At 72.9% G+C, this 25,273-nt stretch carries 24 protein-coding genes; 12 read left to right on the forward strand and 12 right to left on the reverse strand.

Translation table 11 applies throughout. The features are described from left to right. Positions 1-22 precede the first annotated feature (22 nt). Positions 23-1,339, forward strand: coding sequence for an MFS transporter (locus ACFUO4_RS28425; RefSeq protein ID WP_383490173.1), 1,317 nt, complete (start codon positions 23-25; stop codon positions 1,337-1,339). Between the two features lie 32 nt (positions 1,340-1,371). On the opposite strand, the gene ACFUO4_RS28430 is transcribed toward ACFUO4_RS28425, so the two are convergent. Further along, the gene (locus ACFUO4_RS28430; protein ID WP_383490176.1) at positions 1,372-2,001 is read right to left on the reverse strand and encodes a flavin reductase family protein; all 630 of its coding nucleotides are present in this window, start codon (positions 1,999-2,001) and stop codon (positions 1,372-1,374) included. Positions 2,002-2,082: 81 nt separating this feature from the next. Here ACFUO4_RS28430 and ACFUO4_RS28435 point away from each other — a divergent pair, with 81 nt between their 5' ends. Then, complete coding sequence (locus tag ACFUO4_RS28435) at positions 2,083-3,021, forward strand: hypothetical protein (protein ID WP_383490179.1); 939 nt, start codon at positions 2,083-2,085, stop codon at positions 3,019-3,021. Positions 3,022-3,027: 6 nt separating this feature from the next. Here the strand turns inward: ACFUO4_RS28435 and ACFUO4_RS28440 are convergent, their stop codons facing one another. The 4 genes from ACFUO4_RS28440 to ACFUO4_RS28455 all read right to left on the reverse strand — a co-directional run bounded on the left by ACFUO4_RS28440 (position 3,028) and on the right by ACFUO4_RS28455 (position 9,085). Beyond that, positions 3,028-3,816 carry an enoyl-CoA hydratase/isomerase family protein gene (locus ACFUO4_RS28440; protein WP_383490742.1) on the reverse strand — a complete coding sequence of 263 codons (789 nt, stop codon included), beginning with the start codon at positions 3,814-3,816 and terminating at the stop codon, positions 3,028-3,030. Positions 3,817-3,854: 38 nt separating this feature from the next. Beyond that, positions 3,855-6,080, reverse strand: a complete 2,226-nt coding sequence (locus ACFUO4_RS28445; protein ID WP_383490181.1) for an acetate--CoA ligase family protein — start codon at positions 6,078-6,080, stop codon at positions 3,855-3,857. A 109-nt stretch (positions 6,081-6,189) separates the two neighbouring features. After that, entirely contained in the window at positions 6,190-7,671 is a 1,482-nt protein-coding gene (locus ACFUO4_RS28450) for a flavin monoamine oxidase family protein (protein ID WP_383490184.1), read from the reverse strand. Between the two features lie 202 nt (positions 7,672-7,873). Then, entirely contained in the window at positions 7,874-9,085 is a 1,212-nt protein-coding gene (locus ACFUO4_RS28455; protein ID WP_383490187.1) for a flavin-containing monooxygenase, read from the reverse strand. A 192-nt stretch (positions 9,086-9,277) separates the two neighbouring features. Here ACFUO4_RS28455 and ACFUO4_RS28460 point away from each other — a divergent pair, with 192 nt between their 5' ends. From ACFUO4_RS28460 to ACFUO4_RS28470, 3 genes are read left to right on the forward strand one after another with little or no spacing between them, the layout of a single operon-like run. Then, positions 9,278-9,724 carry a DoxX family membrane protein gene (locus ACFUO4_RS28460; RefSeq protein ID WP_079310077.1) on the forward strand — a complete coding sequence of 149 codons (447 nt, stop codon included), beginning with the start codon at positions 9,278-9,280 and terminating at the stop codon, positions 9,722-9,724. Beyond that, the gene (locus tag ACFUO4_RS28465) at positions 9,724-10,119 is read left to right on the forward strand and encodes a Zn-ribbon domain-containing OB-fold protein (protein WP_383490191.1); all 396 of its coding nucleotides are present in this window, start codon (positions 9,724-9,726) and stop codon (positions 10,117-10,119) included. The genes ACFUO4_RS28460 and ACFUO4_RS28465 overlap by 1 nt, the downstream gene beginning before the upstream one ends. A gap of 43 nt (positions 10,120-10,162) precedes the next feature. Continuing rightward, positions 10,163-10,789: a GNAT family N-acetyltransferase gene (locus ACFUO4_RS28470; protein WP_383490194.1), complete on the forward strand. Its 627-nt coding sequence runs from the start codon at positions 10,163-10,165 to the stop codon at positions 10,787-10,789. Between the two features lie 31 nt (positions 10,790-10,820). Here the strand turns inward: ACFUO4_RS28470 and ACFUO4_RS28475 are convergent, their stop codons facing one another. After that, entirely contained in the window at positions 10,821-11,489 is a 669-nt protein-coding gene (locus tag ACFUO4_RS28475) for a pyridoxal 5'-phosphate synthase (RefSeq protein ID WP_383490197.1), read from the reverse strand. A gap of 95 nt (positions 11,490-11,584) precedes the next feature. Between ACFUO4_RS28475 and ACFUO4_RS28480 the strand changes: the two genes are divergently transcribed. Then, the gene (locus ACFUO4_RS28480; RefSeq protein WP_383490200.1) at positions 11,585-12,904 is read left to right on the forward strand and encodes a hypothetical protein; all 1,320 of its coding nucleotides are present in this window, start codon (positions 11,585-11,587) and stop codon (positions 12,902-12,904) included. 4 nt (positions 12,905-12,908) lie between these two features. On the opposite strand, the gene ACFUO4_RS28485 is transcribed toward ACFUO4_RS28480, so the two are convergent. Next, on the reverse strand, positions 12,909-14,075 hold the full coding sequence (locus tag ACFUO4_RS28485; protein ID WP_383490203.1) for an acetyl-CoA acetyltransferase: 1,167 nt from the start codon (positions 14,073-14,075) through the stop codon (positions 12,909-12,911). Positions 14,076-14,158: 83 nt separating this feature from the next. Between ACFUO4_RS28485 and ACFUO4_RS28490 the strand changes: the two genes are divergently transcribed. Then, positions 14,159-15,334: an acyl-CoA dehydrogenase family protein gene (locus ACFUO4_RS28490; protein ID WP_383490206.1), complete on the forward strand. Its 1,176-nt coding sequence runs from the start codon at positions 14,159-14,161 to the stop codon at positions 15,332-15,334. Next, positions 15,331-15,798 carry a nitroreductase/quinone reductase family protein gene (locus ACFUO4_RS28495; protein ID WP_383490210.1) on the forward strand — a complete coding sequence of 156 codons (468 nt, stop codon included), beginning with the start codon at positions 15,331-15,333 and terminating at the stop codon, positions 15,796-15,798. The genes ACFUO4_RS28490 and ACFUO4_RS28495 overlap by 4 nt, the downstream gene beginning before the upstream one ends. Here ACFUO4_RS28495 and ACFUO4_RS28500 read toward each other — a convergent pair whose 3' ends face one another. Beyond that, entirely contained in the window at positions 15,799-16,404 is a 606-nt protein-coding gene (locus ACFUO4_RS28500) for a LysE family translocator (protein WP_383490213.1), read from the reverse strand. An 82-nt stretch (positions 16,405-16,486) separates the two neighbouring features. Here ACFUO4_RS28500 and ACFUO4_RS28505 point away from each other — a divergent pair, with 82 nt between their 5' ends. Further along, positions 16,487-16,939 (forward strand): Lrp/AsnC family transcriptional regulator, encoded by a 453-nt coding sequence (locus ACFUO4_RS28505; RefSeq protein ID WP_383490217.1) that lies wholly within the window; start codon positions 16,487-16,489, stop codon positions 16,937-16,939. A gap of 86 nt (positions 16,940-17,025) precedes the next feature. Here the strand turns inward: ACFUO4_RS28505 and ACFUO4_RS28510 are convergent, their stop codons facing one another. Continuing rightward, positions 17,026-17,661, reverse strand: a complete 636-nt coding sequence (locus tag ACFUO4_RS28510; RefSeq protein ID WP_079310070.1) for a TetR family transcriptional regulator — start codon at positions 17,659-17,661, stop codon at positions 17,026-17,028. 135 nt (positions 17,662-17,796) lie between these two features. Between ACFUO4_RS28510 and ACFUO4_RS28515 the strand changes: the two genes are divergently transcribed. Both ACFUO4_RS28515 and ACFUO4_RS28520 read left to right on the forward strand, forming a co-directional pair. Then, positions 17,797-18,525 carry a VOC family protein gene (locus tag ACFUO4_RS28515; RefSeq protein WP_383490220.1) on the forward strand — a complete coding sequence of 243 codons (729 nt, stop codon included), beginning with the start codon at positions 17,797-17,799 and terminating at the stop codon, positions 18,523-18,525. Positions 18,526-18,694: 169 nt separating this feature from the next. After that, positions 18,695-21,046, forward strand: a complete 2,352-nt coding sequence (locus ACFUO4_RS28520) for a PQQ-binding-like beta-propeller repeat protein (RefSeq protein WP_383490223.1) — start codon at positions 18,695-18,697, stop codon at positions 21,044-21,046. 163 nt (positions 21,047-21,209) lie between these two features. Here ACFUO4_RS28520 and ACFUO4_RS28525 read toward each other — a convergent pair whose 3' ends face one another. The 3 genes from ACFUO4_RS28525 to ACFUO4_RS28535 are packed head-to-tail and all read right to left on the reverse strand — an operon-like array spanning position 21,210 to position 23,554. Beyond that, positions 21,210-21,980 (reverse strand): enoyl-CoA hydratase/isomerase family protein, encoded by a 771-nt coding sequence (locus ACFUO4_RS28525; protein WP_383490226.1) that lies wholly within the window; start codon positions 21,978-21,980, stop codon positions 21,210-21,212. Then, positions 21,977-22,396: a Zn-ribbon domain-containing OB-fold protein gene (locus tag ACFUO4_RS28530; protein ID WP_079310068.1), complete on the reverse strand. Its 420-nt coding sequence runs from the start codon at positions 22,394-22,396 to the stop codon at positions 21,977-21,979. The genes ACFUO4_RS28525 and ACFUO4_RS28530 overlap by 4 nt, the downstream gene beginning before the upstream one ends. Positions 22,397-22,399: 3 nt before the next feature. Next, positions 22,400-23,554, reverse strand: a complete 1,155-nt coding sequence (locus tag ACFUO4_RS28535; protein WP_383490229.1) for a lipid-transfer protein — start codon at positions 23,552-23,554, stop codon at positions 22,400-22,402. A 95-nt stretch (positions 23,555-23,649) separates the two neighbouring features. Here ACFUO4_RS28535 and ACFUO4_RS28540 point away from each other — a divergent pair, with 95 nt between their 5' ends. Beyond that, positions 23,650-25,221: a FadD3 family acyl-CoA ligase gene (locus tag ACFUO4_RS28540; RefSeq protein ID WP_383490232.1), complete on the forward strand. Its 1,572-nt coding sequence runs from the start codon at positions 23,650-23,652 to the stop codon at positions 25,219-25,221. Positions 25,222-25,273 lie beyond the last annotated feature (52 nt).

Here is a 25,273-nt window from a genome sequence, read left to right on the forward strand (position 1 = left end):
ATCCGGCCGCGATGCTCAAGGCGTGACTCAGACGACAGAGGCGGCCGCAGCCGCCGTACCGCAGACCCCGAGCCCCAGGAAGCCGCGCATCCACCGGGCGTGGTTCGTCGCCGCCGTCACCTTCGTGACGATCATCGGCGCGGCCGCCTTCCGTTCCCTGCCCGGGCTGCTCATCGACCCGCTGCACCAGGACTTCGGCTGGTCGCGCGGCACGATCAGCGCGGCCGTCTCGATCAACCTCGCCCTGTACGGGCTCACCGCCCCCTTCGCCGCGGCGTTGATGGACCGCTTCGGCATCCGCCGGGTCGTCGCCGTTGCGCTGACCGTGATCGCGGTCGGGTCCGGGCTGACCGTGTGGATGACGGCGGCCTGGCAGCTCATGCTGTGCTGGGGTCTGCTGGTCGGCCTGGGATCCGGGTCGATGGCGCTGGCCTTCGCCGCGACCGTCACCAACCGCTGGTTCACCGAGCGGCGCGGCCTGGTCACCGGCATCCTCACCGCCGCCTCCGCCTCCGGCCAGCTGATCTTCCTGCCGGTGCTGTCCTGGATGGTGGAGGAGCACGACTGGCGCCCGGCCGCCGTCACCGTCGCCCTCGCCGCCCTCGCCGTCGTCCCCTTCGTCTGGCTGCTGCTGCGCGACCACCCGGCCGACGTGGGCCTGAAGCCGTACGGCGCCAAGGAGTTCGTGCCCAAGCCGGACCCGGTGCCGGGCGCCGCCCGCCGCGCGGTCACCGTCCTGTTCCAGGCCGCCCGCACCGGCCCCTTCTGGCTGCTCGCCGGGACCTTCGCGATCTGCGGCGCCTCCACCAACGGCCTGATCCAGACCCACTTCGTGCCCGCCGCCCACGACGCGCACATGCCGGTCCAGGCGGCGGCCTCGCTGCTCGCGGTCATCGGCGTCTTCGACGTCGTCGGCACGATCGCCTCCGGCTGGTTCACCGACCGCTTCGACGCCCGTCGGCTGCTCGCCATGTACTACGCGCTGCGCGGTGTCTCGCTGCTCTTCCTGCCGATGCTGCTGGCGCCGAGCGTGCACCCGCCGATGCTGTTCTTCATCGTCTTCTACGGCCTCGACTGGGTCGCCACGGTGCCGCCGACGGTGGCGCTGTGCCGGGAGCAGTACGGCGAGGACAGCGCGATCGTCTTCGGCTGGGTGCTGGCCTCGCACCAGGTCGGGGCGGCGCTGGTGGCCTTCCTCGGCGGTGTGGCGCGGGACGTCTTCGGGTCGTACGACATGGTCTGGTACTTCTCCGGGGCGCTGTGCGCGGCGGCGGCGCTGATGGCGCTGGTGATCCGGCGCAGGCAGACGCCGGTGCCGGCGGTGGCGGCGGTGGCCTGAGGCGCGGCCTGGGAGGGCGCCTGAGGCGCGGTCTAGAGGAAGCGCCCCCGGTGGAACAGCAGGGGTGCCGCGTCCTCGTCGCCCGTGCCCAGCGCGTCCACCCGGCCGACCACGATCAGGTGGTCGCCGCCGGTGTGCACCGCGTGGATCGTGCAGTCGATCCACGCGAGCGTCTCCGCGAGGCGCGGGGAGCCGGAGCAGGGCGCCGCGTCGTAGGCCACGCCCGCGAACTTGTCCGCGCCGCTGACCGCGAAGCCACGGCACAGGGCGCCCTGGTGGGCGGCGAGCACGTTGACGCAGAAGACGCCGGCGCGGGCGATACGGGGCCAGGTCGCCGACGTACGGCCGACCATGAACGAGACCAGGGGCGGGTCGAGGGACAGCGAGGAGAAGGACTGGCAGGCGAAGCCGGCGGGGCCGGACCCGCCGTCGGCGGCGGGCGCGGTGACCACGGCCACGCCCGTCGCGAAGTTCCCCAGCACCCGCCGGAACTCGCCCTGCCCGACCGGCGCCCGCTCGTCCTCACCGACACAGCGCAGGTCGGGGCGGGGCAGGGGGTCGAGAGGGGCGGAAGTGACGTCGCGCCCCGTGGATTCGCCCGGCGCCGCCCCCACGGACCGCAGATAGCGGACGGCTGCCTCGGCCATGCCTGCTTGTCCCATCACCCTTCCATTGAAGCTGACGGGGCGTCAGATAGGAAGGGGTGGTGAGCGGCCGCCGAAGGGCCTCCGTACCCTGCGTGCATGGGGTGGGGAGAGACAAGACGGCAGCTCGCGGACGCCTGGAAGTGGTCCGAGCTGCACACGGCCGCGGCGGCGGCCGCGCTTCAGGTGCCGGTGCTGTGGACGGTCTTCTGGATCGCGAGCATCAACGACGACGACTACGGCAGCGGCATCAACGTGCTCGCCTGGGCCTTCTTCCTGCTGGTGCTCGTCCTGCTGCCTTTCCTGACCACCCTGTACGCGGCCCTGTTCACGATGCCGACGCTCGTCCTCGCGCGCGTGGCCGCGCGTCGGACGCGTGGGCCGGAGTGGCTGTGGCGGCTCGGGGCCGTGATCCTGGTGAGCGTCTTCTGGGTGCTCGTCATGGCCGGGTGGTCCGCGCCCGCGCCGGGGTTGCTCGCCGCGGCCGGCATGCTCGCCGCGTTCGGCCTCCTTCCGCTTCTGGCCGTCGCCTACGCCCGCCGCCGCGCCAGGATCAAGGGGCGTGCCTGGGGGTTCTTCGGCGTCTGGCTCCGCTCGGCGGCCGCCACCTTTGGGCTGTGCGTGCTGATCGTCTGCGGCGCGATCGCGGCCGGCTTCGCCGGATTCCTCAAGGACTACGAGCCCCCGACCCTCTCCACCGCCCAGCTCGCCGGCGTCTGGCGCGGCGACGACGGCGCCGTCCTGAACCTGCGGGAGAACGGGCGGGCCGACTTCACCGATCTCCCGCTGGAGGACCCCGACAGCTTTGAGTACGTGCGGTGCGACGGCACCGGCACCTGGAGCGTCGACCGGGACGGCAGCGATGACGCCTACCTCGGGGAGGGGCCCGGCGTACGGGACGGCGTCGTCGTACGCCTGCACGGCGGATGCGATGAGCAGACGTACTGGACGATCGGCGGCACGGAGCGCGAGCCGGAGCTGTTCGTGCTGTTCGGTGATCCGGACGCGGGTGACCTGCGGATTCTCAAGAAGAAGTGACGGCGGTCAGCGCCCCTTGAACTCGGCGCCGCGCCGCTCCACGAAGCTCGCCACCCCCTCCCGCGCGTCCGCCGTCGTCATGTTGATCTCCTGTGCGGCGGCCTCCGCGGCGAACGCGGTGGCGCGGTCGGTGTCGAGGGAGGCGTTGACGAGCTGCTTGGTGAGGGCGAGGGCGCGCGTCGGGCCGGTGGCGAGACGGGCCGCCCACTCCGCGGCGGTCTTCGTCAACTCGCCCTCCGGGACGACCCGGTTGACCAGACCCAGGCGTTCGGCGTCGGCGGCGGTGAGCGCGTCGCCGAAGAACATCAGCTCCTTCGCGCGCTGCGGGCCGACCAGGCGGGGGAGGAGATACGCGCCGCCGCCGTCGGGGACGAGTCCACGGCGTACGAACACCTCGATGAACCTGGCCGATTCCGCGGCCAGTACGAGGTCGCAGGCGAGCGCGAGATGCGCGCCGAGGCCGGCCGCGGTGCCGTTGACGGCGGCGATCACCGGCTTCTCGCAGTCGAGGACCGCGGCGATCAGGCGCTGGGCGCCCAGCCGGAGGATGCGCGCCACGTCCCCGGCGACGCGCTCACCGGACCCCGCCCCGCCCCGCAGATCCGCGCCCGCGCAGAAGCCGCGTCCGGTCCCGCTGATGACCACGGCCCGCACCCCGGGATCGGCCGAGGCGTCCGCCAGCAGCCGGATCAGCAGGTCCCGCCCCTCGGGAGTGAGGGCGTTGAGGGCCTCGGGCCGGTTGAGGGTGATCGACGCGACCTGGTCCGTCACGGTGTGCAGCACCTCGGTGCTCATCGGCACACCACCAGCGCCGGTGTGCAGCACCTCGGCGCTCACCGGCACACCACCAACGCGTCCAGCGCCACCGCACCCTGCCCCCGCTCCAGGACCATCAGCGGGTTGATGTCCAGCTCGGCCAGTCCGTCCCCGAGTTCCAGGGCCATGCGCTGCACCCGCAGGACGACCTCGACGAGCGCGTCGACATCGGCCGGCGGCCGCCCCCGCACCCCGTCCAGCAGGGGCCGCCCGCGCAGGTCGCCCAGCATGTCCCGGGCCTGCTCCTCGGTGAACGGCGGCACGCGTACGGCCACGTCGTGCAGGACCTCCACCAGCACACCGCCCAGCCCGACCGTCACCGTCGGCCCGAAGAGGTCGTCGTGGGTGACGCCGACGACCATCTCGACGCCCCGCTCGACCATCTGGCAGACCAGCACCCCGTCCAGGGAGACGCCCTCGTAGCGGGCGATGTCGGTCAGCTCCCGGTAGGCGTCGCGGACCTGGCTCGCGGAGGTGAGCCCGATCTTCACCAGGCCCAGCTCGGTCTTGTGGGCGATCTGCGCACCGGAGGCCTTCATCACCACCGGGTAGCCCACCAGCCCCGCCGCGCGCACGGCCGCCGCCGCGCTGGTCACCAGCTGCTCGCGCGGCACGCGGATGCCGTACGCCCGCAGCAGCTGCTTCGCCGCGTGCTCGCTCAGCTGCTGACCCGGGCGCATCAGGGCCTGCGCCTTGCGGAAGGAGGGGGACGTGGTGCGCGGGGCCTCGTCCAGGGGGGAGCGGTAGCTCGCCGTGAAGCGGTGGTGGTCGAGGTAGGCGCGGACGGCGGTGATGCAGTTGCCGACCGTGCGGAAGGTGGCCACCCGGGAGGAGCCCAACAGGACCTCGCGGTACGCCGGTTCGGTGCCGACCGGTGAGCCCCACACCACGCAGACCAGCTTGTCCGTCTCCTCGGCCGCCTCCACCAGGTCCTGGACCAGCCGGTCGCTGAGCGGCGGGAAGGGGCCCGTGACCGGGCAGATCAGCACCCCGACCGACGGGTCGTCGAGGATCGCGTCGATGATCTTCCGGCCGCGCCAGTCGCCGACCGGATGCCCGCCGTTGTCGACCGGGTTGGCGACGCTCAGGTACTCCGGTATCCACTGGTGCAGTTCGGCCTGCTTGGTGTCGGAGAGCGTCGGCAGTCGCAGCCCCGCCTCCGTCGCCAGGTCGGCGAAGTGGGCGCCGGTGCCGCCCGAGATCGAGTAGACGACGACCCCGTCGGCGCGCGGCGGGCGGGCGCGGGCCAACAGGGCGGCGGTGTCCTGGAGTTCGTCGAGGCCGTCGACGCGGATCACTCCGTACTGCCGCATCGCCGCGTCCACCACCGCGTCCGCCCCGGTCAGTTTGCCGGTGTGGGAGGCGGCCGTGCGGGCGCCGGTCTCGGTGCGGCCCACCTTGACCGCGACCACCGGCACCTTGCGGCGGGCGGCCCGGTCGGCGGCCAGCAGGAAGGAGCGGCCGTCCTTGAGGCCCTCGACGTAACAGGCGATGGCGCCGACGTCCGGCTGCTCGGCGAACCAGGAGAGGAAGTCGGCGGTCTCCAGGTCGGCCTCGTTGCCGGTCGGCGCCCAGTGGGAGAGGCGGATGCCGAGCTCCTGGAGGGCGAAGACGGGGCGTCCCTGGTGCCCGGACTGGGTGATGAGGGCGATCGCCGGTCCGTCGAGGTCCTCGCGGAACCGCTCGAAGGCGTTGAGGTTGGTGTTCGGTCCGAGCAGCCGCATCCCGGACCGCCGTACGGCGACGGCCAGCCGGTCCTGTGCGGCGGCGCCCTCCTCGCCGGTCTCCGCGAAACCGGAGGCGAAGACGACCGCGAACTTGGCCTTGGCCTCGGCCAGTTCCTCGACCACCGGAAGAGGATCGGCGACCAGCAGGACGGCGAGATCGACCTGCTCGGGCAGCTCGGCGACGGACGTCACGCAGGGGATGCCGAACACGGACGGACGGCTGGGATGCACCGGGTGCAGCCGGGCCCCGACGCGCTCGGCCCAGCCGATCAGCTGCCGGGTGACGCCGGTGTTGGGCCGGCCCTCGGCGTCCGAGGCGCCGATCACGGCGACGGACTCCGGCCGGAAGAAGCGGTCCAGATCGGGGACGTCGCCGTACAGCGGGCGGCCGCTGACGTCGAGGTCGCCGACGTCGGCGGGCCGGCCGTGGACGGCGGGCCCGGGCTGCTCGCCGCAGGCGACGACCCGGGCCCGGCGGGAGTCGGTGGTGAGGGTGCCGTGGGTTGATCCAAGCATCGGTCCGCCCGCTCCTGTGTGACAGCGATTAACTGACGCAGTGTCAGATTAAAGGAACTGACGCTGTGTCAGGAATGGCCGTGCACGCAGCAAAGTGGGAGCGGGCCGGTCACAGCGCCGCCAGCACCTCCTTCGCGACCCGTTCGCCCGACCGCACCGCTCCGTCCATGTACCCGATCCAGTACGTGGACGTCTCCGTCCCCGCCCAGTGGATACCGCCGACGGGGCGGCGTAGGGCGGGACCGTACTGGGTGAGCACGCCGGGCCCGGCGATGGCGACGGGGCCGCCGCGGGTGTAGGTCTCGTTGTTCCAGCGTTGCAGGACGAAGGCGGAAGGGGAGGCGGCTTTCTCGCCGAAGTACGTCGCGTAGTCCTTCAGCACGGCGGCCCTGACCTCCGCCTCGCTCGCCGCGTCGAACCTGCGGGCCTCGTCGGCCTCGATGAAGCCCATGAGGGCGCCGTAGGAGGCGTCGGGCGGGGAGTTGTCGAAGGTGGAGCTGACCACGCCGGAATCGCTGACGACCTGGCCGTTGAGGCCGTCGGCGCGCCAGAAGGGGGTGTCGTAGATCGCGATCGCCTTGCCGACGGAGGCCATCGGCAGGCGCTGGGTGAGCTGGTCGCGGGCGGCGGGCAGGACCGGGTCGTAGGTGATGCGGGCGGCGATCGGCGGGGGGACGGCGACGACGACCCGGCGGGCGGTGACGGTGGTGCCGTCGGCCGTCACGACGTACTGGGAGCCGGACTTGGTGATCGTGCGCACCGGGGCGTTCAGCACGACCCGGTCGCCGAGGGTGGCGGCGAGCTTGATCGGGACCTGCTGGGAGCCGCCGACGAAGCGCAGCTCCTGTGCGCCGCCCGCGGTCTCGGTGAGGCGTTCCAGGGTGCCGGGGTTCGAGGCGTTGCCCGCGGCGGCGATGTAGAAGAGCACGTACAGGAAGGAGAGTTCACGGGGCTCGGCCGAGAAGACCGACGTGCAGGCCACGTCGAAGAGGAACTTGGCCGAGGGGATCACGGCGTTGGCGCGCAGCCAGGTCTCGAAGGTCTGCCGGTCCCATTCGTCGGCCCTGGCGGCGGTCCAGGGCGCGTCGACCGGGATCTGTTTGGCCAGGTCGTCGAGGGTGGCCTGGACGATCGCGGCGTTGGCGAGGCCGGCCGCGTCGATCGGCGGGACCGAGCCGAGGAGACCGTCGGTGGCGTACGGGGTCTTCTTGCCGTCCTTGTAGAGGAGGTTCTTGCCGGTGTTGTAGGTGGCGAAGGTGGCGACGCCGAGAGAGTCGGCGAGGGCCTTGATGCGGTCCTGGGTGGGGCCGATGAACTCGCCGCCGCCCTCGGTGAATCCGCCGTTGGCCAGGGACAGGTTCAGCACCCGGCCGCCGACGCGGTCACGGGCCTCCAGGACGACCACCGACGTGCCGGCCGCCACCAGATCGCGGGCCGCGGTGAGTCCGGCGAGCCCGGCGCCGACGACACACACGTCGGCGGTGCGGGTCGCGGCGGCGGCCGTCCCGGCGGTGGAGGCGGTGAGGCCGGCGGCACCGGCGCCGGCGGCACCGAGCAGGGAACGGCGGGAGAGCTGTCTTTCGGTTGCCACGTGCGTCCTCCGAGGAGAGGGGTGGGGTGGGGCCGGAAAGATGAGCCGTGCTCGAAAGATGAGCAGTGCTCGCATTCTGGCCCCGCGCGGTGGCGCGAAACAGCTCCCCGTGCTGACCCGTGAGTCACCTAGGACACATGGGCAACAGCCGTCGTACTGAAGGAGATTGAGGTCTTCTACGTACGGGCGCGCGGACGTACGGCTATGTGCGCACGGCGTCCAGGCGGGCCGCCGAGCCCGTCCGGGCGATCCTCTTCGCGATCTTCTCGGCGTCGATCGCCAGCTCGCGGAACATGCCGCTGATCGGGTTGGTGTACCCGGTGAAGTAGAGGCCGGGGGCGTTCGACGGGGTGCGGGCGCCGTGCACCAGCGGCCTGCCGCGGGCGTCGAGGACCTCGAGGTGGCCGACCAGGCCCTCCAGGGCGCGGACGTAGCCGGTCGCCGCGATCACCGCGTCCGGGGCGATGCGGTCGCCGTCGGCGAGGGCGACCTTGCCGTCCTCGAAGCCGTCGACGGCGGCGACGACCTCCACCTTGCCCGCCTTGACGGCGTCGATGAGGCCGACGTCCTGGACCGGGATGGAGCCCTCGTTGACGCGGCTGTAGAGGCCGGTGTCGGGGCGGGGCAGGCCGTGGGCGGAGAGGTCGGGCACGCTGAGCTTCCCCAGGGGCCCGGCGAGCTTGTCCACCAGCCGGACCGGCAGGCGCCGTACGAGGACGCCGGTGTACTGGGCGGCCCACCCGGCCGTCGAGCGGCGCACGATGTGCGGGGCGGTGCGGACCGAGAGCCGGACCCGGGAGGCGCCGCCCTCCACCAGGTCGACGGCGATCTCGGCGCCGGTGTTGCCGACGCCGACGACGAGGACGTCACGGCCGGCGTAGGGCTCGGGGTTGCGGTACTCCGAGGCGTGCACCAGATCGCCGGTGTAGCCGTCCCGGCCGGGCCAGTCGGGCAGGTGCGGGGTGTGGTTGTAGCCGGTGGCGACGACCACCGCGGCGCCGGTCAGTTCGCGGCCGCCGGTGGCGTGCAGCAGCCAGCCGGCGCTGTCGGCGGAGCGCTCGACCCGGGAGACCTCGACGCCGGTGACGATCTCCAGCTCGTGGTACTCGGCGTACTTCTCCAGATAGCGCACCACGTTGTCGCGGGACACCCAGCGACCGAACTTGCGCGGCATCGCCAGGCCCGGCAGGCCGGAGAGGCGGCGGGTGGTGTGCAGGTGGAGGCGGTCGTAGTGGCGCCGCCAGGAGGCGCCGACGCGGTCGGACTTCTCCAGGACGACGGCGCGTACGCCCTGGGCCCGCAGCGCGTACGCGGCGGCGAGTCCGCCGGGGCCGCCGCCGATGACGTAGACGGGGCGGGCGGCGGTGTTCTGCTCCGCGCCGGAGGGCGTGGAGGACGCTGTGGAGTCGGCCATGTGCGCGAGCGTAATCACGTGCCGGGTTGATGGGTCTCGGTCAAGACCGGAATTGGTTGCGGATTGATCACGCCTGTAGGAGGAGTGGGTGGGGCTCGTGGCGTAGGGCGCCTGGTTGTGGGGGTCCCATGGCCGCTTCCCGGGGAACCGGAGTCTTCCGGCGGCCCGCTATCTGACGTACCGTCAGATCCCATGGACACGATCTGGCTCACCGGTGCGGAATGGCTGGCCGTCCTGCGCACAGGTCTCGGGCTGTGGTGGCTGGAGAGCTGGCGGCACAAGGACAAGAAGACGTGGTTCGAGGGCGGCGGGATCACCTGGGCCGCGGACATCGCCGCCAAGCACCGGTGGACCCCGGTCCGCAGCGGCTTCGAGGTGGTCGTGCGGCCGCGCCCGAAGACGATGGCGTACGTCGTCGCCTACGCGGAACTGGCACTCGGCCTCGGTCTGATCCTCGGCCTGCTGACCCCCGTCGCGCTGGTCGGCGGACTGCTGCTCAACGTCCTCTACTTCACGCTCATGATCCACGACTGGGCGGAGCAGGGGCAGAACTCGATGATGGCGCTGATCTCGGTGGTCGGCCTGTTCGGGATGTCCTGGCAGACGTGGTCGCTGGACCACGCGCTCGGGTGGTTCTGATGAGCGAAGCCCGCCACGACCTCCCCGAGGCGGACGACTTCACGCGCGCGTACTGGGACGCGGCGGCGGCCGGCACGCTCCTCATCCGCCACTGCCGGGCCTGTGACCGCCCGCACCACTACCCCCGGGAGTTCTGCCCGCACTGCTGGAGCGAGGACGTCCAGTGGCGGCCGGCGAGCGGCCGGGCCGAGCTGTACACCTGGTCCGTCGTCCACCGCAACGACCTGCCGCCGTTCGGCGAACGCGTCCCGTACGTGGCCGCGGTCGTCCAACTGGCCGAGGGCCCGCGGATGATGACGGAAGTCGTGGACGCGCCGCCGGAGACGCTGCGCGCGGGCATGGCACTCCAGGTCGGCTTCCGCGACGGGATCCCGGTGTTCCGGCCCCGGCAATGATCGACGGCGCCCGGGTGCGGCGCCCCCGGTATTGAATGGCCCAATGGCCCATACAAGCGAACGGACTCCGAGCCACCACGCCGCTCCCGAAGTGCTCGGTCACGGGCTCCGGTTGAGTCCCTGGGACCCGCACTCCGCCGCCGACGCCGCGACCTGGCTGCGTGCCCGCGCCGACCCCGAGTTCCGGCGCTGGAACACCCCACTGGTGCCGGTCACCGACCTCGACGGCGCCCACGCCTCCCTGCGCGCGGTGGCGGAGCGCATGGCGGACGGCGAGAGCGCGTCCTTCCGCGTCGACGACGCGGCCAGCGGTACGACCCTCGGGCACATCGGCGTCAACGCGATCGACCCGATCATGAGGGTCGCCCGCGTCGGTTACTGGGTGCTGCCCGAGGCCCGCGGCCACCGCGTCGCCACCCGCGCCCTCGTGCTCGCCTCCCGCTGGGCCTTCACCGACCTCGGCCTGCACCGCCTCGAACTGGGCCACGCCCTCGGCCACGAGGCGTCCTGCCGGGTGGCCGAGCGATCCGGGTTCCGCTACGAGGGCACCCTGCGGGGCGCGATGTTCGAGTCGGGCGCGCTGGACGCCTTCCGCGACGCCCATCTGCACGCCCGCCTGTCGACCGACCCGGAACCGGGCGAGGCCGCCACGCCCCCGGACGGCCCGTGACCCCGCATCCGGCCCCGCGGCAGCCACCGCCTCAGGGCCAGAGCAGCTCCCGCGCCCAGCCGTCCTCCGTGCGGTGGTAGCGGAGTCGTACGTGCTGTCGGCGGGCGTCCCCCTGGAAGAACTCCACCTCCTCGGGGGCCAGCCGGTACAGCGTCCACGAGGTGACGGGCGCGTCCGGCTCGCGCTGCGCCCGCTCCCAGGCCGTCGCCGACGCCCGTGCCAGCTCCTCGACCGAGCCCAGCACTTCGCTCTGTCTGCCGGTCAGCGCGGCGGCGAGCGCGCCGGTCGAGCGGGCGTGCAGGTCGGCCTGTCCCTCCGCGGAGGGCGCGGCGGTCACCGGCCCGCGCACCCGCACCTGCCGGCCCAGCACCGGCCAGTAGAAGCCGAGGGCGGCGTACGGCCGGGCCGCCAGGTGTCCGCCCTTGCGGCTGTGGGAGTGGCTCGCGAAGGCCCAGCCGGAGGCGTCGGCGCCGTGCAGCATCACGGTCCGGACGTCGGGCTGGCCCTCCCGGTCCGACGTGGCGAGGGACATGGTGTGCGGCTCGGTCTGGCCGGCCTCCACCGCCTCGGCGAACCACGTGGTGAACAGGGCCAGGGGCGCCGGGGGCGCGGTCGCCGGGTCGAAGGCGGGCAGCGTGGTGGCCTGCGGGTCCCACACCCGCAGCGACCTCAGAGACTCGTGAAGATCCGGGGTTTCCATGCCCCGATTCTCGCGTGGGGAGCGATGCGGGAGTGTTTCCTGGGGGCTTGAACCGCAGGGGCAGGGCAGGAGCAGGGGAGACAACGGTGATACGCATGTCCGGTACGGCGCTCGGCGCCGCGTCCGTCCTCCTCGCGTCCCTCACCGCCTGTGCCGGAACCGGGGAGACCGCGTCGTCCCCCTCCCTCACCGCGCCCTCGGTCTACTACCTCCGCCCACCGGGCGACCGGACGGGCCCGCACGACAAGATGCCCTACTCCCTGGTGGCCGAGGACACCGGCGGCCCCGGTGCGCGCACGCTCACCGCGGACGTGCCGAAGGAGGCGCGCGGCACGGTGGTGATCCGCACGTACGGCGGCTGCGAGGGCAGTGCGTCGCACGTCACCTGCGAGGTGGACGGCGACTACAGCAACTGGGCCGACGCGCCGCGCGCCAAGGTGGTCGCCGCCGAGGGCGCGAGGGTCGGGGACTCGGCCGTCGTGACATACACGTACACGACGAAGGGCGGGAAGAAGCTCACGGCGCGGACCCGGTTCGTCGTCGGTGAGCCGGTCGTCGAGGCGGTGGCGCCGGAGTCGGTGCGGGGGGTGCGTCCCGGCGCCCGCCTCAGCGAGCCCGTCGTCGTCCGCAACACGGGCGAGGTCCCGGCCCGCGGCCTGGGACTGGAACTGTCCGTCGACGGCTCGGAGTTCGACCAGCGGTACGCCAACTGCCGCTACCCGGAGCTTCAGAAGGGCCACATCGCCGTCTGTGAATTCCCTGACCTGACCCTCGACCCAGGCGAGACCGTCGCGCTCCGCCCCGCCCCGCGCATCCGTACGCCGCGGGCGCAGCTGTACACCTCCTACGGCCGGAACGTCTGGGCCCTGGACATGGGCCCGGGGCATTACGCGACGGTCCACGAGGGTGGCGAGCACGGGGACGGACCCGTGCTCGAACCGGAGCCCACGGGCCCGCACACCGGCGGCGCCTTCGTGGCGGGCGGCGGTGCCACGAACGTCGTCCTCGACACGTACGCCGACTACGAGGTCTCCGCCGTCCATCTGAAGGGCGCGCCCGGCGACCGGAGGACCTTCACGCTCGAGGTCCGCAACAACGGCCCCGCGAACGCCGGCGCCCCGGTCCGGCTCGTCTTCGAACCGCCGCCCGGCACCTCGATGGTGAAACAGCCCATGACGGAGTACGACGACGGCGTCTGGGAGCCGTACTGCGACAACGACGACTTCACCTACACCTGCGACGTCAAGGCCCTGGACCCGGAGGAGACCCAGACCTTCGCGTTCACGATGACCCTCGGCGAACCGGGCGAGGGCACCGTGCGCCTGGAGGACAAGAAGCCGTTCAGCCCGTGGGACGTCGGCCGCCGCGACCCCGATCCGGCCGATGACACGGCCGTCGTCAGGGTGTCGCGCTGAGGGTTCACCCCCGCCCCAGCACCACCGTTCCCGACGAGCAGAACCAGCCCCCGGTCCCGGATGCCACCGCCAGCTCCGGCAAGGTCCCGTCCGGTCGGCGGACTTGGCGTTCGCCCGCTTCCCCCCGTAGCTGCCGTACCGCCTCCACGAGGAGGAACAGGCCGCGCATGCCGGGGTGTTGGGCGGAGAGACCGCCGCCGTCCGTGTTGACCGGGAGTTCGCGGGACTGCACGAACGCCCCGCCCTCGCCCTTCTTGCAGAAGCCGAGGTCCTCCAGGGTCACCAGGGTCATGTAGGTGAAGGCGTCGTAGATCTCCGCCAGTTCGATGTCGGCCGGTCGCACCCCCGCCCGTTCGAAGGCCAGGCGCCCGCTCACCGCCGCCGGGGATACGGTGAAGTCCGGCCATTCGGACATCGTGGCGTGGGAGACGTGTTCGCCGGTGCCGAGGATCGTGACGGGGGCGGCACGGCTGTCCTGGACGTACTCCTCCGCCGCCAGCAGGACCGCCGCCCCGCCGTCGGAGCGGATGCAGCAGTGCAGCTTGGTGAAGGGGTCCGCGATCATCGGCCCGGACAGGACGTCGTCCACCGTGACCGGATCGCGGAACATCGCCTCCGGGTTCCGGGCCGCGTTCTCCCGCGCCTGCACCGCCACCTCCGCCAACTGCTCCAGCGTCGTGCCGTGTTCGGTCATGTGGCGGCGGGCCGCCATCGCGTACTTGGCGATCAGCGTGTGGCCGTAGGGGACCTCGAACTGGAGCGGGCCCCGGGCGCCGAACGAGAGGTTGCCGGTGCGGCGGCCCGCCTTGATGTCCGCCCGTGCCGTCGAGCCGTACACCAGCAGCACGGCGTTCGCATGGCCCGCCGCTATCGCGTCCGCCGCGTGCGCCGCCATGACCTCCCACGTCGAGCCGCCGACCGACGTGGAGTCGACCCAGGTGGGGCGCAGGCCCAGGTACTCGGCCACCTCCACCGGCGCCAGCACCCCCGTGCCCGCCGACGCGAACCCGTCCACCACGGACCGGTCGAGGCCCGAGTCCGCGAGCGCGCGCCGGGCCGCCTGGGCGTGCAGGGTGTACGGTGTCGCGCCGTCCACCCGGCCGCAGTCGGCGAGGGCGACACCCACCACGGCGACCCTCCGGCCGCCGGTCCTCAGCAATGAGGCAGCCATGAATGACCTCTCCCTCGCTCTGTGCTTATCGACCCGCCCCTCCTAATATGACGGACCGTCAGATCCGGAGGGAAGGGGTCGCCATGGACGCCGGCTTCACCGCCGAGCAGGACGAGATCCGCCGCACCCTGCGCGAGCTGCTCCACAAGAGGTGCGGTCCGGAGGAGCTGCGGGCCGCCGTCGACACCCCCGCAGGACACGACCCGGCCCTGTGGACCGCCCTGGCCGAACAGCTCGGCCTGCCCGGACTGGCCCTCCCGGAGGCGTACGGCGGTGTCGGCTGCTCCGCCACCGAACTCGCCCTCGCGGCGGAGGAGACGGGACGGGCGCTGGCGCCCTCCCCGCTGCTCGCCACCGCCGTCCTCGTCGCCCCGCTGGTCCTGGCCCTCGGCACCGACGCCCAGCGCGCCGACCTGCTGCCCCGGATCGCGTCCGGCGCCCTCACCGCCGCCCTCGCGGCCCCCGCCGCGGGCCTCGCCCTCACCGGCGACAACCGCGGGGACTGGGCCGGCGGCGGCCGTGCCGGAGGCGTGCAGGCACGGCGGGCGGGGGCGGGGTGGACGCTGTACGGGGAGGTCGGGCCGGTGCCGGACGGGCACAGCGCGCGGCTCCTGCTGGTCGCCGCGCACACCGGCGGGTTCGCCCGCTCCCGGACGCTGCTCTTCCTCGTCGCCGGGGACGCCGACGGCGTCGTCCGCACCCGGCACACCGCTCTCGACGCGACCCGGCCGCTGGGGCACGTCCAACTGAGGCACGTGGAGGCCGAGTTACTGGGAGGCGAGGAGGGCACGGACGTCCCGGCCGCCCTCGCCCGCACCGGCGACGGCGCCGCCGCCGTCCTCGCCTGCGAGGCGGTCGGGGCCGCCGACCGGGTGCTGGAGCGGACCGTCGAGTACGTCAAGCAGCGTGAACAGTTCGGGCGGCCGATCGGGTCCTTCCAGGCGGTCAAGCACCGCCTGGCCGACGTGTACGTCCAGGTGCAGGCGGCACGTTCGGCCGCGTACTACGCGGCCTGGGCCACCGTTCAAGGTGAACGCGTCGGGGGCCTCGCCCTCGCGCAGGGACTGGAGGCGCTCCGAAGCTCCGCCGGGGAGGCGATCCAGCTGCACGGCGGCATCGGGTTCACCTGGGAGCACGACGTCCAGCTGTACTTCAAGCGGGCCGCCGGCGACGAGCTGCTGTTCGGGCCGGTGCACCGGCTGCGGGCCCACGCCGCCGACGCGGCGGCCCTGTTCACGGCGACGGAGGTGCCGGTGTGATCGGCGAGAAGACGGTGCAGCGCATTTCGTCCACGCGGGGCTTCGCCAGGGTCGCCCCACATGTCATCCCCGCCCTCGACCGGGCCGTGCACCGGCTGACCCGGGGGAAGGTCATCCTCAGCGCCCAGATGCTGCCGGGCGTCATCCTCACCTCCACGGGCGCCCGCAGCGGACAGGCCCGCCGCTCACCGCTCGCCTGCATGCCGGAGCCGGACGGCGGCTGGATCCTCATCGGCTCCAACTTCGGCCGCCCCGGCCACCCCGCCTGGACCGCCAACCTGCTCGCCCACCCCGACGCGGAGATCAGCTGGAAGGGCACCGACATCCCGGTGCGGGCCCGGCTGCTGGCGGGCGAGGAGCGGGCGGCCGTGTGGAAGCGGCTGCTGGTCTTCTGGCCGCCGTACGCGACCTACCAGGCGCGGGTGGAGCGGGAGATCCGGGTGTTCAGGATCGTGCGGCGGTAGTCACAGGGCGTGCTGCGCCAGCAGGAGCGCGCCGATGCCGAGCATCGCCGCCCCGGAGGTGCGGGTGACCGCGCGGGCGGCTCGGGGGCGGGCGGTCAGCAGGGTGCGGGCCGTGCCGCCGACGGCGAGGTAGACGGCGGCGCAGCACGCCATGTGCAGCACACCGAGCACGGCCGTCTGCACGGCCACCGGTGGATGGCTGCCCCGGGTGACGAGGAACTGGGGGAGCACCGAGAGGTAGAGCAGCAGCCCCTTGGGGTTGAGGCCGCTGATCGCCGCCCCGCGCAGGAACAGGGCCCCGCGCTCGTCACCGCCGGCCGCCGGGGCCACCGGGCGGCGCAGCACGCCCCAGCCCAGCCATACCAGGTAGGCGGCGCCCGCCACCGTGAGGGCGGTCAGCAGCCCGGGGGAGCGTGCGACCAGCACCGCGAGTCCGGCCACCGCGAGCGCGGTGTGCAGCGCGTACCCGGCCACCAGCCCAGCCACCGCCCGTCCCACCGACCGCCCCCGCACGCCGGCCGAGATGACGTACGCCCAGTCGGCGCCCGGCACGCACACCAGCAGGAGGTCGAGGGCGAGGAAGGAGAGCAGCAGTCCGGTGTCCATGCGGGGGACATTAGGCGTGAATGGCTCGAAAGTGTTGCCGAAGTTTGCCCATGATCGCGTGTTCTGGGCAAATATCTTCTTCATGGACGACGTAGACCGGAAAATTCTTGCCGAGCTTCAGCAGGACGGGCGGCTGACCGTGACCGAGCTGGCCGCGCGGGTGCGCCTGAGCGTCTCGCCCTGCCACCGTCGGCTGCGCGAGCTGGAGCGGTCGGGGGCGATCAGCGGCTACCGGGCCGTGGTGGACCCGGGGTCCGTGGGGCTGACCTTCGAGGCGCTGGTCTTCGTGTCCATGCGGCAGGAGGACCGGGACACCGTCGCCGAGTTCGAGAAGGCGCTCACCGGGATTCCCCATGTGATCGACGCCCAGCGGCTGTTCGGGGAGCCCGACTATCTGCTGCGGGTGGCCACCGCCGACCTCGCCGCCTTCCAGCGGCTCTACGACGAGCGGCTGGCGACCCTGCCGGGTGTGCAGCGGCTGACCTCGACGCTGGTGATGAAGCACGTCGTACGGGACCGTCCGCTGCCCGCATAGCGAGGCAGGCGGCGGCCGTCCGGAACGTGCCGGACGAACCACCGCCTGCCGGACAGGACTTGGGGCCTGATAAGAGAGCGGTTCCGCTACTTCGTGGGCTTCTTGCCGGTCACGCCCAGGTGCACCAACAGCGCCAGGTTCGGCTTCAGTTCGGCCTGCTTGACGCCCCAGGTCTGGAAGCCCTTCTGGTGCGAGGCGACCGCCGCGAGCATCGCGACCAGCGAACCGGCGACCGCCGCCGGGTTCACGTCCTTGTCGACCTTGCCCTTGGACTGCAACTCGGCCACCGAATCGGCCAGGGAGTTGTTCACCGAGTTCAGGATCTTCATGCGGAGCTTGTAGAACCGCTTGTCGCCCTCGGCGGCGCCGAGATCGACCACCCTGAGGATGGCGTCGTTCTTGCGCCAGAACTCCAGGAACCCGTCGACGAGTTCCTGCGCGGTCGTCCAGCCGGCCTTGCCGACCCACGACCGGCCCTCAAGGAGAGCGGTCAACTGCCCGCCCTCGGTGGCCATTTGCTCGGCGATCTCCAGGACGGCACCCTCGACGTCCGGGAAGTACTGGTAGAAGGTGGCGGGCGAAGTACCCGCCTTCCGGGCGACATCGATGACTTTGACGTCCCGGTAAGGGGAGGAGCTGAGCATCTCGCTGAGGCAGTCGAGCAGCTTCTGCCGGGTCGCCTGCCCACGCCGGCCGGCCACGCGGCCGTCGACGGTACGCACTTGTCCTGTCATGCCGTCAGCTTACCGAGGGGTGATCGGAGCGCGATTCGGCCGACTGCAAATGGGGTGCACGGGCTTCGCGGGGCGGGTGTGCCTGGTCCTGCGGGGTGCGTGAGTCGCCGTTAGTTTGGCGGTATGGCCGAAAACAGGGCATACGGCGAGGGCGTCCCCTGCTGGGTGGACGCGCAGCTTCCCGACGTCGAGGCGGGCAAGCGGTTCTACGGTGAGCTCTTCGGGTGGAGCTTCGAGGAACGGCGGTACGGCGGGGCCGTCTGGGCCCTGCGGGACGGCGAGCCGGTCGCCGCGCTCACCCGCAAGACGGACGGGCGGATGCCCACCGTGTGGACGGTGTACTTCGCCACCCCCGACATCGAGGGCCTGGCCGACCGGATCTGGGCGGCCGGCGGCCAGGTCGTCACCGCCCCCATGCCGGTCGGCGACCTCGGCACCTCCGCCCTGGTCACCGACCCGGACGGCGCCGTCTTCGGCCTGTGGGAGCCGGACACCCACCCGGGCTTCGGCGCCCGGCACGAGACCGGCACCTTCGCCTGGGCCGAGCTGTACGCCCGCGACACCGAGGCCGCCAACACGTTCTACGGCGGGCTCTTCCATGACGCCCTGTTCGGACCGGACGCCGCTCCCGACTTCGGCCGTGCCCCCGTCTCCGACGTCTTCCCGGCCGAGATGCCGCCGCACTTCCTCGTCCACTTCGGGGTCGAGGACTGCGAGGCCGCGCTGGGGGCGGTGCGGCGGCTCGGGGGGCGGGTGCAGGCGCCACCCTTCGAGACGTCCTACGGAAAGGCCGCCGTCGTCACCGACAATCAGGGGGCGTCGTTCGCCGTACTGGAGCGGCCACAGCCGTGAATCCGGGTGTTTTGCCATGAGACATCCCGATTTGCGGCCGGGTTCGCAACCTGCGCCTCGGCCAGGAAGAATCGGGGTGCGTGCCGCCATGGCGGTGCGGTGGTGAGACGCTGCACGGGGTCGCGTACATAAGGATGTGACGTGGCCCGTACGGGGAGGTGGCAGGCAAGTGGTGGATCAGCTGACGCAGCACGATCCGCGGCGGATCGGGCCGTTCGAGGTGCTGGGACGGCTGGGCGCCGGCGGCATGGGGCTGGTCTATCTCGCGCGCTCGGCGTCCGGCCGGCGCGTGGCGATCAAGACGGTCAGGACGGAGCTCGCCGAGGACCAGCTGTTCCGCGTCCGCTTCACGCGCGAGGTCGAGGCGGCCCGGGCCGTCTCCGGCTTCTACACGGCGGCCGTGGTCGACGCCGACCCGCGCGCCGCCGTGCCGTGGCTGGCCACCGCGTACGTCCCCGCGCCCTCCCTCGAGGAGATAGTGAACGAGTGCGGGCCGATGCCGGCCCAGGCGGTGCGCTGGCTCGCGGCGGGTGTCGCGGAGGCGCTCCAGTCGATCCACGGCGCCGGGCTGGTCCACCGTGACCTCAAGCCCTCCAACGTCCTCGTCGTCGAGGACGGCCCCCGGGTGATCGACTTCGGCATCGCCTCCGGTGTGTCGAACACACGTTTGACGATGACGAACGTCGCCGTCGGCACCCCCGCCTACATGTCGCCCGAGCAGGCCAAGGACTCGCGCTCCGTCACCGGCGCGAGCGACGTCTTCTCGCTCGGATCCATGCTGGTCTTCGCCGCCACCGGCCACCCGCCCTTCCACGGCGCCAACCCGGTCGAGACGGTCTTCATGCTGCTGCGCGAGGGCCCGGACCTCGAAGGCCTCCCGGACGAGCTGCGCCCGCTCATCGAGTCCTGCATGCAGATGGAGGCCGCCGGCCGCCCCAACCCGGCCGACCTCCAGGCCCAGCTGGCCCCCCACCTCTTCGGCTCCGGCTCCGACGACAGCGGCACCGCCTCGGCCTGGCTGCCCGAGCGGGCGGTCAGCCTGATCGAGGCCCGCCGCAACGGCCGCCCGGCCGTGAAGCCGGGCCAGGGCGGACGCAGCGGCGGCGGCCGGCCCGCCCCCGTGCCCCCGCCGCCCTCGCACGACCCGGTCGTCCCGGCCCGCGTCCCCGTCGGCGCCCCCGACACCGGCCCCGTACGCCTCGCGGGCGCGCAGGTGCCCATCGGTCCGGGCCCGCGCGTCGCCGACGCCCGCGCCGCCGCCGTGAAGGCGCCGCCGCCCGAGGCGGGCCTGGTCGCCAGCTGGTCCAAGCCGCGCCCCGGCGTCAACGGAACGGACGGTGCCGTGGGCCCCGCCGTACCCGCCCCGCCGCCCCTGGCCCCCGAGACGGCCTCCGGCTGGCGCCCCTGGCGGTTCCGCATGTCCAACGACGTGTGGGGCACCCCGTCCGTCGCCGGTGACCTCGTCTACGTCACCTCCTTCGAGGTGCACGCGCTGGACGTGGCGACCGGCCGGCGCAGCTTCAAGACGCGGGACGTCGCCTGGTCGATGGCGGTCGCGGACGGCCGTATCCACGCCTCCGACGGCCCCACCCTGTTCGCCCTGGAGGCCCGCGAGGGCGGTGACCTGTGGCGGCTCCAGACGGACGCCTGGGTGTACGCGCTCAAGGCCGACCGGGGCACGGTCGTCACCGGCACCCGCGGCGGCGGTGTGCAGGCCTGGGAGGCCTCCAACGGCCAGAAACTCTGGGAGCTCACCGGCGCCCAGACCGACTTCGAGTCCCCCGAGGCGGGCCCGGCCCTCCACGAGGGCACGGTCTACGTCTGGCAGGACGCCCGGCTGCGCGCCCTGGACGCCCGCACCGGCGACGAGCGCTGGTCGTACCCGATCGGCGACGCGGCCTCCTGCGGCGGGGTGCCGATCCGGGTCACGCAGGCGCCGGACGGCTATGTGTACGTCTCCGCCGGCACCCGCGTCCTCGCGCTGGACGTGGCGAGCGGCCGGGTGAAGTGGCACTTCGAGGCGCCGGCCGTGTTCCTGTGCCCGCCCGCCTTCGTGCCGGGCCCCGCGGTCACCGGCGGCGGGGTCTACCTGGCCGACTACCTCGGCACCGTGTACGCCCTCGACGCCGCCGACGGCCGCGACCGCTGGCGCATCGCCACCGAGGCGCGGTCCTCCATCGAGCCGGTGCTGGTGGCCGCCGGGCACGTCCACGTGGGCAGCGGCAAGGGCCTGTACACGCTGGACGCGGTGACCGGCACTCCGAAGTGGCGCTTCCAGGCGGGCGGCGACATCGTGGGCGCCCCCGCGGTCGCCGAGGGCCGGATCCACTTCGGCTCCACCGACCACCTGCTCTACACCCTGAAGGCCGACGACGGCCGGCTGCGCTGGAAGCTGGCGACCGGCGGCGAGATCACCGGCGCCCCGGTGGTCAAGGACGGCGTCGTGTACGCGTGCAGCAAGGACCGCTGCGTGTACGCGCTGGACGCGGAGAAGGGCACGGGAACGGCCAGAACCGCGTAGCCGGCTCCGGGACGGCCGTCGTACCGAGCGCTTGGAAGGGGTTCCGGACGGCGGCCGTCGACTCGGCGAGAGCGTGCGGGTCAGGCAGTGTTCGCGGCTCTCACCCCAGACGCTACGCCCGGGACGGGAGCGGCGCCATGCGACGACCGGGTCGCCCAGGCCGTCAGCGCGTCCTGAACCCCGGCCGGCGGGTGGAGAACAGCTCCGCCTGCCGGTCGTCCGGCAGGTTGCCCAGGGCGATCAGGTGCGGCGCCTGCGCGAACCCGGCGGCGAGCGCGGCCTCCCGCGCCGCCCACAGGGCCCGCACGGTGCCCTGCACCCCGGCGGCCGGCTGCGCGGCGATGACGGCGGCGGCTTCGATGGCCCGGGCCAACGCCTCGCCCGGCGCGGTGAGTTCGGAGACCAGCCCGATCTCGTACGCCCGCCGCGCGGACATCCGCTCCGCCGTCCCCATCAGCATCATCCGGGCGACCTCCCCGTACGGCATCCGCTGCGCCATGAGCACCGACTCGTAGGCGCTCACCATGCCGTAGGTGGTGTGCGGGTCGAAGAAGGTGGCGTCCGGGTCGGCGACGACGAACTCGCTCTCGCCGAGCAGATAGAAGGCGCCCCCGCAGGCCATGCCCCGCACCGCGGCGACGACGGGCTTCCAGAGGTCGTTGGACTTGGGCCCGACGCGCAGGAGCGGGTCGTCGGCCATGTAGGGGGAGCCGGGCTGCGGCACCTCGGTGTCGCGGTCGATCCCGGTGCAGAAGGCGCGCTCGCCGCTGCCGGTGAGGACGACGGCCCGCACGGAGTCGTCGAACCGCAACGCCCGCCATGTGTCGACGAGTTGGTCCCGCAGCTCCAGGTCGACGGCGTTGAGGCGGTGCGGCCGGTCGAGGGTGACGACGGCGACGCCGGTGTCCTTGTCGGTGCTGACCCGCAGACTCATGACCGCTCCGGCACCCACTGCGGCAGCCCGCTCTCCGGATCGGCCACGAACCGCACCCGGGCGCCGATGCGGATGCGGTCGGCGGGCAGGGAGTCGATCGGCGCCCCGGGCTCGGCGACGAGATTCCCGACCAGCCGGATGTGCGGCGCCTCGACGAGTTCGACGACGATCACGTTGTACGGCGCCCGCTCGGCGTAGTCCGGCAGGAGCGGCGGGTGGGGGACGACGTACGACCAGACGCGGCCGTGCCCCGGGACGGGCCGCCACTCGACGCCGAAGGACCGGCAGTGGGGGCAGCAGGGCCGGGGCGGGAAGCGGAGTTCGCCGCAGTCGGCGCAGGCCTGGACGCGGAGTTCGCCCTGGGCGGCGTACCGCCAGAAGGGGGCGCCCTCGGGGTCGATGACGGGGGAGAGCACGGTTCAGCTCCTGTTCGTCAGCAGCAGTGCGGAGGTCGGGACGCCCTCACCGGCGGTGACCAGACAGGTGGCGGCGCCCGGCACTTGAGCGGTACTGGTCCCCCTGAGCTGCTTCACCCCTTCGTTGATGAGGTTGAAGCCGTGGACGTAGGCCTCGCTGAGCCCGCCGCCGCCGGTGTTGATCGGCAGCCGCCCGCCGCTCTCCAGCGCCCCCTGCTCGGTGAAGGCGCCGCCCTCCCCGCGCCCGCAGAACCCGTACCCCTCCAGGGAGAGCGGGATGAGGGCGGTGAAGGCGTCGTAGATCTGGGCGACGTCGACGTCCTCGGGGGTGAAGTCGGCGTGTTTCCACAGGTGCCGGGCGGTGGCCCAGGACGGCCCGGTGAGGGGGTCGTCGTTCCAGTAGTTGACCATGCCGTGGTGCTGGGCGGGCAGCCCCTGGGCGGCGGAGTGGACGTACACGGGCGGCCTGCGGCAGTCCCGCGCCCGCTCCCTGCTGACCACGACGCACGCCAACGCCCCGTCCGTCTCGAGGCAGTTGTCGAAGAGGCAGAGCGGCTCGCTGATCCAGCGCGAGGTCATGTACATCTCGCGGGTGAGGGGGCGGTCGTACATGACGGCGGCCGGGTTCTGGTTGGCGCGGTTCCGGCAGGCGAGGGCGACGTTGAACAGGTGGTCCCGGGTCGCGCCGTACTCGTGCATGTACCGGCGGGTCAGCATGGCGATCTCGTCGACGGGCCGGAGCAGGCCGTAGGGCCGGGTCCACTGGGCGGGCGTGGGGAGCTGGGCGACGGTATTGCGCCACGGCCGGGGACCGCTGCCCCGCTTCCGCGACCGCCAGGCGACCCCGACGGACGCCTGGCCGCCGGCGATGGCGGCGGCGAGGTGCGCGACGGTGGCGCACGACCCGCCACCCCCGTACCCCACCCGGCTGAAGAAGGTGAGATCCCCGAACCCCACCGCCTTCGCCAGCTCCACCTCATCCGTCTCCTCCATGGTGAAGGAGGCGAGGGCGTCGACCTCGCCGGGGTCGATCCCGGCGTCGTCGAGGGCGGCGATGACGGCACGGCAGGCGAGGGTGCGTTCGTCCTCCGCGAGCTGCTTGGCGAAGGCGGTCTGTCCTATCCCGACGATCGCGGTGGCGTCCTTGATCCCGGCCATGCGCACCCACCTCCACACTGCCGAAGGGCTGCTGACAGGCCGTCAGGGTACAGCTAATCTGACGGGTAGTCAGCTCCGGGGTTGGGAGGAGTGCTGTGCGCGGTGATCTGGAGTGGGGCAGTGTCCCGGGACTCGTCCGGTCCGCGGTCGAGCGGTACCCGGACGTCGAGGCGGTGGTGGAGGGCCGTACGCGGGTGACGTACGCCGAGTTGGGCGCACGGGTGGAGCGCGCGTCGGCGGCCTGCATCGCCAACGGCGTCGAACCCGGTGACCGGGTGGCGATCTGGGCCCCCAACACCCTCGACTGGATCGTGGCCGCGCTGGGCGCGGTGTCGGCGGGCGCGGTCCTCGTCCCCCTCAACACCCGCTTCAAGGGCGCCGAAGCGGCGGACGTGCTGCGCCGCAGCGGGGCGCGGCTGCTGTTCGTGACGGGGACGTTCCTGGGGACGTCGTACGTGGCGTCGCTGCGGCGCGCGGTGGGCGAGGGCGAGGGCCTGCCGGCGCTGGACCAGGTGGTGGTGCTCGCGGACGACGCCCCGGCCGACTACCGCACGTGGAAGGACTTCCTGGCGAGCGGGGAGGGGGTGGGGGCGGCGGAGGTGCGCGAGCGTGAGTCCCGCGTCGAGGGCTCCTGCCCCTCGGACATCGTCTTCACGTCCGGTACCACGGGCCGCCCGAAGGGCGCGGTGATCACGCACGCGCAGACGCTGCGGGCGTACGGGATCTGGAGCGACCTGGCGGGCCTGCGGCAGGGCGACCGCTACCTCGTCGTGAACCCCTTCTTCCACACCTTCGGCTACAAGGCGGGCGTGATCGCCTGCCTCATGCGGGGCGCGACGATGATCCCGCAGCCGGTGTTCAACGTGGACACCGTGCTGGCGAACGTGGCCTCGGAAGGGGTGTCGGTCCTCCCCGGCCCGCCGACCCTCCTCCAGTCCCTCCTGGACCACCCGGCGAGGACGTCGTACGACCTCTCGGCGCTGCGCCTGGTGGTGACCGGTGCCGCCGTGGTCCCGCTGACCCTGGTCGAACGGCTGCGGGACGAACTCGGCGTGTCGACGGTCCTGACGGCGTACGGCCTCTCGGAGGCCAGCGGCATCGTCACGATGTGCCGCCGCGGTGACGCCCCGTCGGTCATCGCCTCGACGTCCGGCCGGGCGATCCCGGGCACGGAGGTCCGCGTCGAGGCGCCGGTGGGCGAGCCCGGCGAGGTCCTGGTGCGCGGGTTCAACGTCATGCGGGGCTACTTCGAGGACCCGGCGGCGACGGCGGAGGTGCTCTCCCCGGACGGCTGGCTGCGCACGGGCGACGTGGGCGTCCTGGACGCCGGCGGGAACCTGCGGATCACCGACCGCCTGAAGGACATGTTCATCGTCGGCGGCTTCAACGCGTACCCGGCGGAGATAGAGCAACTCCTCGGGCTGCACCCGGAGGTGACGGACGTGGCGGTGATCGGCGTACCGGACGCACGGCTGGGCGAGGTCGGCAGGGCGTACGTGGTGCGTCGCGCGGGCGCGGTCCTGACGGCCGACGACCTGATCGCGTGGGCGCGCCGGGAGATGGCGAACTACAAGGTGCCGAGGTCGGTGGAGTTCGTGCGGGAGCTGCCGCGGAACGCGAGCGGGAAGGTGGTGAAGGGGGAGCTGCGGCGGACCGCGGCCGGCTGACGGGGCGCCCCCTGGACATGTCTCGGACATGCCTCGGCCGCGGCGGCTCCCC

Source organism: Streptomyces sp. NPDC057280 (assembly GCF_042668605.1).
GTDB lineage: Bacteria > Actinomycetota > Actinomycetes > Streptomycetales > Streptomycetaceae > Streptomyces.